The sequence below is a fragment of the Effusibacillus consociatus genome, assembly GCF_042652925.1.
Taxonomy (GTDB): domain Bacteria; phylum Bacillota; class Bacilli; order Tumebacillales; family Effusibacillaceae; genus Effusibacillus; species Effusibacillus consociatus.
The window spans coordinates 1-12411 of sequence record NZ_JBHSHC010000091.1; the positions used below are offsets into that span (position 1 = coordinate 1).

The window sequence follows — 12411 nt, forward strand, 5'->3', positions numbered from 1 at the left end:
AAAATCGGTCGTTTAATCTTACATATTATGGATTATCGTGTGTTGTTGCATTTATTCTTGCAATTTAAGTATAAAAAGGAAAACCAAAATAAGCTTGACAAGCTTAGTATTGAGGTTGGATCTCAAGAAGAGGTTTTTGTAACGATCACCTTTGCCAAACCAATCGATGATACAAAATTGAATAAGTTTATCCAGGATTACAAGCTGAACGTAAAGCACGCCATTGTGAGGTCAACGGAAAAGGGGACTAACTTGAGAGGTACCTTGTTGATGAAACCCGAGGCGTCAGGAACCTTTGAAAAACAATCTATGGATGAGATTCATCAACTTTTGACTGGAAATCAAGCTACATTTAAGGGATTTATCGAGCTAGTTGCTACAGTGCCAAATTCACAGTTAAAAGCTCTAACTGCTGATCAGTTAGTATTTTTAGCTGACCCTTCCGCGGATGATCACTTTGTTTCAAATGCTAAAAACGAATATATGCCGGGTGTATTCTGGAACCTCGAAGATACCAATATGGTTTCCGAATAACATGACGTTAAAAAAGGGACAGTGAATAAACTGTCCCTTTTACTTACAATGTTATTTTCTTGTGATTGACTTTACGCACAATTAGAGATATCAGAGGAATTACTAGCAGTAAAATGCCTACCCAAACAAACCGAACTGCATAGAAAGGGACTTCCTCTTTACTTACTCCATCATTTATCTCGATGGGACCTAAGTGTATACCTACTCCTGTTCCGTCTATATCCAAAGTGTACAAGCGAATACCCTTCAAAACAAATCCGAATCCTGCAAGTAGAAAAAACACATTTAGACATCTAAGAATTAACTTCATTGCCGTGTCCTCCTTCACGTAAACTTTAATATATATTCTATAATATTCAGTTAAAATCCTTCTTTTACGGTTTATTTTATGAGATTCCTTGGTCATTTGATATATCATTCAAAAAGTTTTCGAAAAAATCATTTTCAATAAATTCGGGATCATTCTCATCATGGTGTACATTCTGATGCAGTTCTAATAATTTTCGTAATTCATTAAGTTCAATCAACTGAATTTTCGCTGATTCATTACCTAGCTCCTTCTCTTTTTCCCTAATTTTTACATATTGATTTAGGATAGTCAATAGCTCGTTTTACCTCTCGCGAGTTAATAGACAAATGACCTTGCACGAGAATGCAAGGTCTTTAACATCAAAAACTAATTCGACATGCGTTGATAAATAAACCCCGTTATTGCGCCATAGAGAACATGTCCGACCAGGCTCATTAAACTTGCGGAGGTCAATTGGAAAGCCATCTCACTCATGCCCATCATCATGGGCATCAGGATAAAGGGGAAGAGGAACCAAAGGATAAGACCATAAATAACTCCGGAAACGATACCGTTCCATTTCACAAGACCCGCAAAGAGAGAGAAGGTTACTCCAAACACAAGGCTAATGATCAAATGAACGACAAAACCGATTCCAGCAGAACTGCTTCCCACTAATCCGGCGATCATTGGAAGACTCCCCATCATTGCCATCATCATTCCGAACACAAGCCCACCCGCAAGGCTCCCTGTAATCCCCGCTTTCCAACGGAACTTCGGGTTGGCATATGTTTGAGTTTGCGGTTGCGTCATGAAAAAATCCCTCCTCTGAGATTTCAACCCTTCAGGTTGATCTATCACCATCGTAAGGGATCGAGTGAAAATTCTCTGTGAAATGCTCCACAGAAGAAAGATTATATTTCAGATTGGGAACGATACCCTAATCTGCCGGATATCTTAAGCCCAATTGTTCGCACTTCTTTTGCCAATTCCTCCAAGCGTTCAGGCTGCATTCGAATAGTTGGTGCCGATACGGAAACGGAAGCAACAACCGCACCGGTATGATCGAAAATAGGCGCTGCCACACAAGTGATCCCCATCTCATTTTCCTGCAGGTCAAGTGCATAACCGCGCTGTCGAACCAATTCCAGATCTGCGAGCAGGTCGGGCAGAGTGGACAAAGTATGGCGAGTGTGCGCTTCCAGGCCATATTGTCGAATGATCTCGCGAACCTGGGCTTCCGGCAGGTAGGCAAGGATTGCCTTCCCGACGCCCGTACAGTGAACAGGTGCGCGGTGGCCGACTCGACTGTGCATGCGGATCGTTTCTGTACCTTCCACTTTTTCGATATAGACAACCTGTCCTTTACTAAGAACCACCAGATGAACGACCTCATTGGTCCAATCAGCCAGCTCTTGCAGGAAGGGCATAGCTTCGCGGCGGATGTCCAGACTATCGAGCAAACGGGACGAAACTTCAAGCAGCTTAAAGCCAAGCTTGTAGCGCTCCGTCTGGGGATCCTGCTCGATGTAACCGAGATTCACCAACGTGGTCAGGACCCGGTGGATCGTGCTTTTGTACATATTTAATTCGGCAGCTAATTCGGTCACGCCAATTCCGTTTTTCGCCAGACTCACCCGTTCGAGAATTTGAAATGCCCGTTCTACCGACTTTACGCCTTCTTCCATGGATTACGACCCTCCTGGGAGGAGCATACCAAATCTGGTACTTGGGCGCAATGAAAGAAAATTCTCTATTTACTGCGAAGTCATCCGATGATATGATGAGTATAGAATTCAGAACAATGTTCCGTATTGCGGAACACAATGGGGATGGAGGTTCACACAATGAGTAATTATCCGGCAGGCGTAGAAATTACGGGCAAGGTAACGCCCGAATTCGCAGACATCTTGACTCCGGAAGCGGTCGAGTTTGTGGTGAAACTGGAGCGCAAGTTCGGCAAGACACGGGAAGAGCTTCTGCAAAAGCGGGTTGAGCGGCAAAAGGAAATCGACGCGGGCAAATTACCCGATTTCTTACCCGAAACCGAGCACATTCGAAACGGAGACTGGACAGTAGCACCGATCCCGAAAGATCTGCAGGATCGCCGCGTGGAAATCACAGGTCCGTCCAGCGACCGCAAAATGGTCATTAATGCGATGAACTCGGGCGCAAAAGTATTCATGGTTGACTTTGAGGATGCAAACTCTCCGACTTGGGAGAATCAGATTCAGGGTCAGATCAACTTGAGGGATGCAATCCGCCGCGAGATTGATTATGTTAGCCCGGAAGGCAAAAAATACGCCCTGAAAGATGAGGTGGCAGTGCTGATTGCTCGTCCCCGCGGTTGGCACATGGTCGAGAAGCATATGCTGGTAGACGGCAAGCCGGTGTCCGGCAGTCTCTTTGATTTCGGGTTGTACTTCTTCCACAACGCAAAGAAATTGATCGAGAACGGTTCGGGCCCTTATTTCTATCTTCCGAAGATGGAAAGCCATCTGGAAGCGCGTCTCTGGAACGATGTGTTTGTATTTGCTCAAAATGAACTGAACATTCCGCAAGGAACGATCAAGGCAACCGTTCTGATCGAGACCATCCTGGCAACGTTTGAAATCGATGAAATCCTGTATGAACTCCGTGAACACATGGCGGGAATGAACTGCGGACGTTGGGACTATATCTTCAGCTATATCAAGAAGCTGCGGAATCAACCGCATGTGATTCTGCCGGACCGTTCCCAGGTCACCATGACGGTTCCGTTCATGCGTGCGTATTCGCTTCTTACAATTAAGACCTGTCACAAGCGGAACGCATTTGCGATCGGCGGAATGGCAGCCCAGATCCCGGTAAAGAACGATCCGGTGGCGAACGAAGAAGCATTCGCGAAAGTTCGCGCAGATAAAGAGCGGGAAGCCAATGACGGACATGACGGAACTTGGGTTGCACATCCGGGCCTTGTTCCTGTCGCGATGGAAGTATTCAATCGCATCATGCCGCAACCCAACCAGGTGGACAAAAAACGGGAAGATTTCCACACCACTGCAGCCGACCTGCTTGCAGTACCGGAAGGCACCATTACCGAGGCCGGTCTGCGAAACAACATCAGCGTGGGTGTTCAGTACACGGAAGCTTGGCTTCGCGGTTCCGGTGCGGTTCCGATCTTCAACCTGATGGAAGATGCGGCAACTGCTGAGATCTCCCGTACGCAAGTATGGCAGTGGATCCACCATCCGAAGGGGATCCTTGATGACGGCCGCAAAGTGACCGTAGAACTCTTTGAGCAGATCCTGCAAGAAGAACTGCAGAAGATCAAGGATTCAATCGGTGAAGAGCGCTACAATGCAGGCAAGTTCGATATCGCAACCAAATTGTTCAGGGAAATGTCAACCAGCGAGGAGTATGCTGATTTCCTTACGCTCTCCGGCTATGAATTCCTTGACTAATCAAGAAAGCCCTTTGCTCTAGCAAAGGGCTTTATCCTTACATTTTAGACAACTTTCGGATCTGGCCGCGGATTTGAGGCCTGATTGGACAAGGACCCAGTAACAAGCAAAAAGGCTGTTGGCCACTTTCGCCAACAGCCTTCAATTACGAACTGACGGAATTTGCATTACTTCTTGTGGTTGATATCAACACCGAGGAAATTTTGTTTGATTTGCGGTTCCGGAGGCTGAGGTTCGGGAGCGTTGGTCCCGATCTCAGGCAGGTTTACCTCCGTCATATTTTCGGGAATCTTTCCCGTAGGCATTTTGGCCATATTTTTCTCCATCGTATTCCTCCTTGGGATCGCTTGGGATGAGGTTAGATTTCCCAAAGTCAGAAGAAAGTTTGCATGGGGATTATAAATTTGCACACACTAGGTTATGGAAATCAAGACCAGTGAAAGGAGCTACCCGTTATGCAGCAACAGATGGGGCAGTCGCAGCAAATGGGTCAACAGCCCAGAATGATGACACCACCTCAAGCGATCACCACGAAAGATTTGCTGTATTTGAGAGATGCAATGTCATGGACGCTTCTTGCCATGAAGAAGTGTGCTCACTTTGCCCAAGAATGCCAGGATCAGGAAGTTAAGCAGTTGATCGATCAAGCCGGACAGATGCATCAACGGCATTACAATATGCTGCTGCAGCACTGCCAGACCAATAACACACAAGCCATGGCCAGTATTCCGCATCCGACTCAACAGCAGCAGCAGGGCCAGCAGCAAATCCAGCAACAACAGCAAACCATGATGCCGCCAACATTTCAATAAAGGAGGGATCGTCATGCAGCAGCAAACCAATCAACAGCAGATGAATCAGATCAAGAACCCGAAACCGGCCAATGAGCCGCAAGTGAAAGGCCCTCAGATGAATGACCGGGATCGACTGAACGATATTCTCGCGATGGAGAAGTATCTGACAGACAGTCTGAATGTGGCCGCCCGGGAGTCGAGCCATGATTCTCTGCATCAAACGATGATGACCTGCTTGACAGAAACTCACCAATGCCAGCGTGACATCTTTAACAAGATGTTCCAGAAGGGATGGTACAATCTGGAGGCAGAAGAGCAGCAGAAGCTCACTCAAACCTATCAGCAGTTCAGCCAGTATTCCTCGCAATTCCCGTACCCGAACGTACATTGAGATCCGTACATCCCACAAATACAAGGCCCCGACCCTTGAAATGAGGTCGGGGCTTCTTCGCACCGAAAAATTCCGGAAAGTTGCAAATTATCGAATCTTGTCGAAGCACATATTTTAGTAGATAATAGGATTAAATTGGAATAAACGAGGGATTACATGTGAAAACATGGAATACGGTTTATCACGAAAAACTAAATTTGGAAGAATACCTCAAAAAGAACGGAATTGGCGACCATCCCGCTCTTCTCGTTCAGGTATTTACAGGAGGCAGGGATGAGGATTTCATTGCGGAATTGCGAAAGCGGATTCACGATTTCCTGCCGTCGGCCGTAATGATCGGTGCCTCATCGACCGGAGAGATAGCGGATGGGGTTATCACAAGCAATCAAACAATTTTGTCTTTTACCCAATTTGAAAAAACAGATCTGGTAACGACGGCAATTCCACATGATCGCGAACCTGACAGCTTCCGAACAGGGCAGGAGATCGCACGATGTCTGGTAAGCCACAGAACCAAAGTCATGATTTTGTTTGCTGACGGCTGGTATACGAATGGTGAAGAATTGATCAAGGGTGTGGAATCGGTGAATCCCCATGTTGTTGTGGCAGGGGGGATCGCTGCGGTAAAAGACCTGCGGAGTCCGAATCTAATATTCACGGAACGGGAAATTTTGAACCGGGGCGTAGTTGGGGTTGCGTTAAACAGTGATGACCTGATCGTGAATACCAAGTGCAATTTTGACTGGACCAATATCGGGCAATTCATGACGATCACGAAAGCGGAAAAAAACCGGGTCTACGAAATCGACGACCGGCCAGCCATTGAGGCTTTCAGAAAATATTTGGGAGAAGAAGTCGGGCTGAATCGTTCAAAGCACGGGGCCATGTTTCCGCTTGTAGTGAATCGGAACGGAAATCTCGTAGCCCGCACTTGTCTGCTTTCCCATGAAGACGGTTCCTTAACTTTTTCCGGCAACCTGAAGCGGGGAGAACGTGTACAGTTCGCCTATGGAAATACCGAATTGCTAGTGAAATCATCGATTCGAACTACCCAAGAGCTGCAGGAGATCCCGACCGAAGCTATTTTTGTGTATTCCTGCATTTCGAGACGAACGCTGATGATGGAGTTAATGGGGAGAGAAATTATCCCATTTCAAAAAAAGGCTCCGACAGCCGGTTTTTTTACGTTTGGCGAATTCTACCGTTACGAGCAAAACAATGAATTTCTGAATCACGCGATGACTGCTCTGATCCTTTCGGAGAGTGCGGAAACCAGGAAATTTGATCCGGTTCAGACGGAACTCGGCAATAAAACGGAAGTATTAAGCTATTTAAGAGCTGTCTCTCACCTGATCAATGTCACAACGACAGAACTCCAGAAAACGAACGAAGCATTACTTGAAAAAGAGGAAAGGTATCGCCGTTTGGTCGAATCGTGCCCGGTTTCGATCGCGGTCTACCATGACGATAAGATCGTCCTGGCCAACAGGGCGGCCGCAGCCTTAATTGGCGTCAAAGAACCGCAGGAATTAATCGGAAGATCGATTTTTGAGTTTATCCATCCGGAGGATCGGGAAACTGTCAAAAATCGAATTATGAGCAGATTTCGCAAGGAGAGTATCGAACAAGTCAATGTGGATCGTCTGATTCGACTCGATGGACGAGTGATTGATGTGGAGACGGTTACCAATGCTTTTCAGCTTGATGACAAACCGGGCGCCCAAATTTTTATTCACGATATTACGGAACGGAATCGATACGAGGAACAGATCAAGTTCCATGCCTATTATGATTCCCTGACGGGTCTTCCGAATCGTCTTCAGTTTCTGAAAGACCTTTCACATGCGTTGTCCCAGGCACAGCAGAACGGGAATTTGTTGGCGGTGCTGTTCTTGGATTTGGACCGTTTTAAAAATATTAATGATACGTTGGGACACTCAATTGGCGACCAGCTGTTGTCCGCCGTTGCCGATCGGTTGAAGGGGTGTGCGGGGGAAACCGCTTTTGTGGCTCGTCTGGCGGGGGATGAATTTACCGTACTCCTCCCGAAAATGGACCATGTGCAAGACGCGGTCTCTGTTGCGGAATGCATTATTGATTCATTTGCCAATCCTTTTACCATCCAGGGATACGAATTGTTCCTAACGACGAGTATCGGAATCAGTGTTTACCCGAACGACAGTGATCATATCGAAGCGCTGATCAAAAATGCGGATACGGCAATGTACCGGGCAAAGGAACAAGGCAAAAACAACTATCAAATGTTTACTCCCGAAATGAAGGTCATGGCGTTTCACCGGCTGATCCTGGAGAACTCGATGCGAAAAGCGTTGGAGCGCAACGAATTCAGTTTGGTGTATCAACCGATCGTGAATTCCAACAACTTACAGATTACCGGGGTGGAGGCGCTGCTGCGTTGGCGGCATCCCGAGATGGGGGACGTCTCGCCGGCGGATTTCATCCCGCTTGCGGAAGAAACGGGGATGATCGTTCCGATCGGAGAGTGGGTATTGCGCACTGCAAGCGCCCAGAACAAAGCCTGGCAAGACGCGGGTTACCCTCCGATACGGATGTCGGTCAATCTGTCCGCCCGCCAATTTTTACAACCGAATGTCAACCGGAACCTGGTCAAGACGGTCAAGGAGGCATTGGAAACCACCGGTCTCGAAGCAAAATGGCTGGTGCTTGAAATGACCGAAAGCATCATGCAGAACTACGACAACACAATTGAAACGCTACGCCAACTGCAGGAGATTGGTGTGCGGATCTCAATCGATGATTTTGGCACGGGGTATTCCTCCTTGAGCTATCTGAAACGGCTGCCAATCGATGCGTTAAAAATAGACCAGTCCTTCGTGCGGGATCTCACAACCGATCCGGACCATGCGGCGATTGCCCGTGCGATCATTGCGATGGCTCACAGCTTGAAGCTGAAAGTGACGGCAGAGGGAGTCGAAACGGAAGGACAAGCCCACTACCTGCGCGATCTGAAGTGCGATAAGATGCAGGGCTACCTGTTCAGCAAACCGCTGACCGCCAGCGAATTCGAGAGTTTGCTGCGCGCGGGCAAACCATATATGCTTGCAAGTGGTTCACCCGGCTTTGTGGTTTAGCCGGGTGTTTTTTCTTTTGTTAAAGGGATTGCCGCTGAAGAAAGAGAAGTATTTAAAAAATTGCGGAGTGGGGGAGCGACGATGGCAAAACATCTGGTAAGCATGGAATGTGTAAAAGATCAATTGGAGAATCCGAAGGTTCGAATCATAGATTGCCGGTTTGTATTGGGACAACCAACCGTTGGGAAAGAGGAGTATCTGGCGGAACACATCCCGGGCGCTTTTTACATGGATCTCGAACAGGACTTGTCAGGCCCGATAAAAGAGCATGGAGGCAGGCATCCCCTGCCGGATCTTGCCGAATTTCCCCGGAAATTAGGTAATGTGGGAATCGATGAAACCGTGACAGTAGTTGCTTACGACGACCAGAGCGGAGCGATGGCCTCCCGCCTCTGGTGGCTGCTGCAGTACCTCGGGCATCCGGAAGTGTATGTAATGGACGGGGTGTTCTCGCAGTGGAAAGCAAAAGGGTATCCGGTGACGGCGGAGCTGCCGAAAGCGGAGTCAAAGACGTTTACAGCTAAGGTGCAAAAACACATGCTGGTGAATATGGAAGAAGTAAAAGAACGGATCGGGAAGGAAGGAACGATCATCATCGATTCCCGGGAAGAGAAACGGTACAAAGGAATCGAAGAGCCGATTGACCGAGTGGCAGGGCATATTCCTAGTGCGGTTAACCACTTCTGGAAAGACGGTCTGAACGAACGGGGAACTTGGAAAACCAGGGATGAACAAAAAGAGCGTTTCCAAGCAGTAAAGCCCTCGGATGAGGTGATTGTGTACTGCGGCTCCGGTGTTACCGCTTGTCCAAACGTCCTGGCATTGAAGGAAGCCGGATATACTAATGTGAAGCTCTACGCGGGAAGCTGGAGCGACTGGATCACCTATCCCGAGAACCCAATTGCGACGAAGAAAGAAAAAGAATAAAAAGAGAAAAGGAAACGCGGCAGGGAGCCGTCCAGCCTGGGAAAACCAACGAGAAAGAAGTGGGTTCTGATGCCGAAATATAACTACCGAGCACCCCGGAAAGTGATCATCGTCGAAGGCAAAAAGGACAAAGAACGACTCCTGCAAATCCTCGACGAACCGGTGGAAATCATCTGCACGTACGGAACACTGAGCGATGAGAAGATAGAAGAGATCATCTGGCCCCTGCAGGACGAGGATGTCTACATCCTCGTCGATGCGGACGATGCGGGGAACAAGCTGCGAAACCAATTGAAGCAGGAGCTTCCGAATGCGAAGCACCTGTATACGAGGAGAATGTATCGGGAAGTCCAGACTACCCCTCTGGAGCACTTGGCTGAGGTTCTGCTGAAGGCCCATTTTGATGTGGGTGGGGAGTGGGTGATGGGGTAACCACCGCGATCCGAGCTAAAATAAGCGTCCGATGCGGGTAGACAACCTAATTTTCAAGCATTAAGCGACCATACAGGCCGCTTTTTTTCTTTCCATCAGGAATAAAGCGCCTGATTGAATGTGATCTGTGCCTCGCATTTATTTCACATGTCTTAGTCCTCTATTCTTCTGATTACTAGTCATATTTTTGTTTTACTTCAACTGTGCTTGTGTTAATACAGGAACATACGTTCTGTTGCGGGGTGGGTTTATAATCACATCGACGGAAACGATCGGTACAAAATGTAGTAAAAATGGCATCAAACTCAACAAGCAATATTTTTCAAACTTAATCCAACAAGGGGGGTTGAAATTTATTTACGACAAGGATACATGATGTCACTGTCGAATATTCGAAAGTATTGATATTCCTTTAGAACGGAGTTCCATAGGTACTGTAGGTTGAAATTCTGAAATACCTACAAGGGGTAGTAAGACTGCATATTTAATTCGCCAGTTACTACAAAAGGAGGTGTTCTCATGGCTATCATGCTAGAGCCGAAGTTTACAAATTTCGAAGAACAAAAGTTGCCAAGAACAGCTGTTTATCCCCGGTTGCGTTATATGGGTTCCAAATATAAGATTATTCCTTATTTGTCTTCGATTCTCTCCAATATCCCTTTTGAATCAGCCCTTGATGCTTTTGCTGGCAGCGGGGTTGTGGCTTATTCGCTGAAAGAAATGGGTAAGCAAGTTGTTGCAAACGATTTTTTGCATTTTTCCTCCACCATTGCGAGAGCCGTAATCGAAAACCCGGGTGTCATTTTGTCGGGAGAGGACCTACAGTTACTTCTGTCCCCGAACAAAGACGGACGGAACTTCATTCAATCGACCTTCGAAAATCTTTATTTTCCTCTTGAGGATCACCAATTTTTAGATTCAGTTTGGTCGCATGCAGAAGGTCTCCCCATGTACAAACGGGAACTTGCGTTATCAGCTTTATGTCTTGCAGCTGCAAGAAAACAACCACGAGGAGTATTTACCATTACAGATTTACGCTATGACGATGGACGAAGGAATTTGCACCTTCCGCTAAGAGAATTATTTGTACAAGCTGTAAAAGAATACAATAATGCCGTTTTTGACAATGGGAAAGCAAATGGGGTCATGTGTGCGGACGTTTTTTCTATAGACCCTTCCGGTTTTGACCTGGTTTATTTTGATCCACCCTACGCGCCACCAAAAGATGACGCCGATTACATTAAAAGATACCACTTTCTTGAGGGGCTATCCCGGTACTGGCGAGACGTAAAGATCATGGAGAACACAAAAACAAAAAAATCGAGAAGCGGTATACACCATTTGCTTACAAACGGACGATACGTGAGGCCTTGCGTCAATTGTTTATTAGATTTCAGCACAGTACTATTGTTTTGTCATATAGTTCCAACTCGATTCCGAGTGAGAAAGAAATTTATGAATTATTACGTGAGACAAAAAGGGATGTTGAGGTTTATTCTGTGCCGCATACCTATTCGTTTGGTACACATGTAACAGCAAAAAGAAGGCAAGTTAACGAATATATTTTTGTGGCAAGGTGAGTGACTATCAAATGCAGAACAACTTTCAAGACTTTCTTACTTCATTAAGCAATTTGGATACTATCGAGCCTCGACAAGACCTTGAAATGCAACAAAAAATAGCTGAGGTTGTAGCAGGTTTAAGAGAGTTAGGAACAATTACAAGAGATAGCTTAGCCGTATTTTTAAAGGTGCACCCCGAAGCCGTGCCTATTATTGCTGCTTGTGCAGGTCTGGGACAAGAGCAATTAAAAAACCAGCTGCGGCACCATCTAGGAACAAGCGGTTGGGTGAACTTGCAAGAGATCAAGCTGATGAACTAATTTGGGTGTTAGATGAAAGATTTGACCTGATCAATCAGTTAAATAAAGAGTTATTAAAAGAATGGACTTTTAGTGATGTATTACTAGAACGACATTTATGGTCTCGAAGGCAAGGGGCTCAGTCAGTTGGAAGGGGAAGAAGCGTAGAAGATGAGGTAGAAAACGTAGCAAGTTCTCTACAGCTTCCTTATGTAATGCGGACACGCTTTGAAGGTCGTGGTGGCGAGACCGCTCCCTGTGATTTAGCCATACCCGCAGGTGGACCAGATGCGATGATCGCAGTTGCTATTAAAGGGTTTAACAGTACAGGAAGTAAATTGACGGATGCAGTCGGGGAGATTGAGAGAATGGCCACGGTCCGCCGACCAAGTCAGTACGTATTTGTAGTGGTAGACGGAATTGGGTGGCTGTCGAGACAGGCCGATCTCAAAAGAATATATAATTTGTGGCAAAGCAATCAAATTGATGGTTTGTATACCTTGAGCCATTTGGATGTGTTCAAAAGGGAACTTTCAACAGCTGCCACTCGGTTAGGTTTTTTAAATGGCTCAGTTTAAATTTACTGTTGCTTAACCAGCCATTCTCTGGAGTTGGGCATCACAATGC

At 46.5% G+C, this 12411-nt stretch carries 14 protein-coding genes; 10 read left to right on the forward strand and 4 right to left on the reverse strand.

Features of this window, described 5'->3' with window-relative positions; genetic code table 11:
* Positions 1-534 (forward strand): hypothetical protein (locus tag ACFO8Q_RS10720; protein WP_380025768.1); only part of this gene is annotated, 534 nt, incomplete at its 5' end.
* A 43-nt stretch (positions 535-577) separates the two neighbouring features.
* On the opposite strand, the gene ACFO8Q_RS10725 is transcribed toward ACFO8Q_RS10720, so the two are convergent.
* The 3 genes from ACFO8Q_RS10725 to ACFO8Q_RS10735 all read right to left on the reverse strand — a co-directional run bounded on the left by ACFO8Q_RS10725 (position 578) and on the right by ACFO8Q_RS10735 (position 2511).
* On the reverse strand, positions 578-844 hold the full coding sequence (locus ACFO8Q_RS10725; protein WP_380025769.1) for a hypothetical protein: 267 nt from the start codon (positions 842-844) through the stop codon (positions 578-580).
* Positions 845-1210: 366 nt separating this feature from the next.
* A complete protein-coding gene (locus ACFO8Q_RS10730; protein ID WP_380025770.1) occupies positions 1211-1636 on the reverse strand; it encodes a DUF6789 family protein in 426 nt (141 codons plus the stop codon).
* Between the two features lie 101 nt (positions 1637-1737).
* Entirely contained in the window at positions 1738-2511 is a 774-nt protein-coding gene (locus ACFO8Q_RS10735; RefSeq protein WP_380025771.1) for an IclR family transcriptional regulator, read from the reverse strand.
* Between the two features lie 159 nt (positions 2512-2670).
* On the opposite strand from ACFO8Q_RS10735, the gene aceB reads away from it, so the two are divergent.
* Positions 2671-4266 carry a malate synthase A gene (gene aceB / locus ACFO8Q_RS10740; protein ID WP_380025772.1) on the forward strand — a complete coding sequence of 532 codons (1596 nt, stop codon included), beginning with the start codon at positions 2671-2673 and terminating at the stop codon, positions 4264-4266.
* 167 nt (positions 4267-4433) lie between these two features.
* On the opposite strand, the gene ACFO8Q_RS10745 is transcribed toward aceB, so the two are convergent.
* Positions 4434-4592, reverse strand: a complete 159-nt coding sequence (locus ACFO8Q_RS10745; RefSeq protein WP_380025773.1) for a hypothetical protein — start codon at positions 4590-4592, stop codon at positions 4434-4436.
* A 129-nt stretch (positions 4593-4721) separates the two neighbouring features.
* Between ACFO8Q_RS10745 and ACFO8Q_RS10750 the strand changes: the two genes are divergently transcribed.
* From ACFO8Q_RS10750 to ACFO8Q_RS10785, 8 genes are all read left to right on the forward strand, one after another.
* Entirely contained in the window at positions 4722-5078 is a 357-nt protein-coding gene (locus ACFO8Q_RS10750) for a hypothetical protein (RefSeq protein WP_380025774.1), read from the forward strand.
* A gap of 13 nt (positions 5079-5091) precedes the next feature.
* Entirely contained in the window at positions 5092-5451 is a 360-nt protein-coding gene (locus tag ACFO8Q_RS10755; RefSeq protein ID WP_380025775.1) for a spore coat protein, read from the forward strand.
* A gap of 158 nt (positions 5452-5609) precedes the next feature.
* Complete coding sequence (locus tag ACFO8Q_RS10760; RefSeq protein WP_380025776.1) at positions 5610-8564, forward strand: bifunctional diguanylate cyclase/phosphodiesterase; 2955 nt, start codon at positions 5610-5612, stop codon at positions 8562-8564.
* A gap of 81 nt (positions 8565-8645) precedes the next feature.
* Positions 8646-9491, forward strand: coding sequence for a sulfurtransferase (locus ACFO8Q_RS10765; RefSeq protein ID WP_380025777.1), 846 nt, complete (start codon positions 8646-8648; stop codon positions 9489-9491).
* A gap of 69 nt (positions 9492-9560) precedes the next feature.
* Positions 9561-9923, forward strand: coding sequence for a toprim domain-containing protein (locus ACFO8Q_RS10770; RefSeq protein ID WP_380025778.1), 363 nt, complete (start codon positions 9561-9563; stop codon positions 9921-9923).
* Positions 9924-10442: 519 nt separating this feature from the next.
* On the forward strand, positions 10443-11456 hold the full coding sequence (locus tag ACFO8Q_RS10775) for a DNA adenine methylase (protein WP_380025779.1): 1014 nt from the start codon (positions 10443-10445) through the stop codon (positions 11454-11456).
* A 58-nt stretch (positions 11457-11514) separates the two neighbouring features.
* Positions 11515-11805, forward strand: a complete 291-nt coding sequence (locus tag ACFO8Q_RS10780; RefSeq protein ID WP_380025780.1) for a hypothetical protein — start codon at positions 11515-11517, stop codon at positions 11803-11805.
* Positions 11769-12362: a hypothetical protein gene (locus ACFO8Q_RS10785; protein ID WP_380025781.1), complete on the forward strand. Its 594-nt coding sequence runs from the start codon at positions 11769-11771 to the stop codon at positions 12360-12362. The genes ACFO8Q_RS10780 and ACFO8Q_RS10785 overlap by 37 nt, the downstream gene beginning before the upstream one ends.
* The last annotated feature ends 49 nt before the right edge of the window (positions 12363-12411 follow it).

What these genes read in the sequence shown, in the direction of transcription:
- ACFO8Q_RS10735 (WP_380025771.1), bottom strand. Translation starts at nt 2,511, where the DNA reads ATGGAAGAAGGCGTAAAGTCGGTAGAACGGGCATTTCAAATTCTCGAA.
- ACFO8Q_RS10750 (WP_380025774.1), top strand. Translation starts at nt 4,722, where the DNA reads ATGCAGCAACAGATGGGGCAGTCGCAGCAAATGGGTCAACAGCCCAGA.
- aceB (WP_380025772.1), top strand. Translation starts at nt 2,671, where the DNA reads ATGAGTAATTATCCGGCAGGCGTAGAAATTACGGGCAAGGTAACGCCC.
- ACFO8Q_RS10725 (WP_380025769.1), bottom strand. Translation starts at nt 844, where the DNA reads ATGAAGTTAATTCTTAGATGTCTAAATGTGTTTTTTCTACTTGCAGGA.
- ACFO8Q_RS10780 (WP_380025780.1), top strand. Translation starts at nt 11,515, where the DNA reads ATGCAGAACAACTTTCAAGACTTTCTTACTTCATTAAGCAATTTGGAT.
- ACFO8Q_RS10765 (WP_380025777.1), top strand. Translation starts at nt 8,646, where the DNA reads ATGGCAAAACATCTGGTAAGCATGGAATGTGTAAAAGATCAATTGGAG.
- ACFO8Q_RS10745 (WP_380025773.1), bottom strand. Translation starts at nt 4,592, where the DNA reads ATGGAGAAAAATATGGCCAAAATGCCTACGGGAAAGATTCCCGAAAAT.
- ACFO8Q_RS10770 (WP_380025778.1), top strand. Translation starts at nt 9,561, where the DNA reads ATGCCGAAATATAACTACCGAGCACCCCGGAAAGTGATCATCGTCGAA.
- ACFO8Q_RS10755 (WP_380025775.1), top strand. Translation starts at nt 5,092, where the DNA reads ATGCAGCAGCAAACCAATCAACAGCAGATGAATCAGATCAAGAACCCG.
- ACFO8Q_RS10730 (WP_380025770.1), bottom strand. Translation starts at nt 1,636, where the DNA reads ATGACGCAACCGCAAACTCAAACATATGCCAACCCGAAGTTCCGTTGG.
- ACFO8Q_RS10775 (WP_380025779.1), top strand. Translation starts at nt 10,443, where the DNA reads ATGGCTATCATGCTAGAGCCGAAGTTTACAAATTTCGAAGAACAAAAG.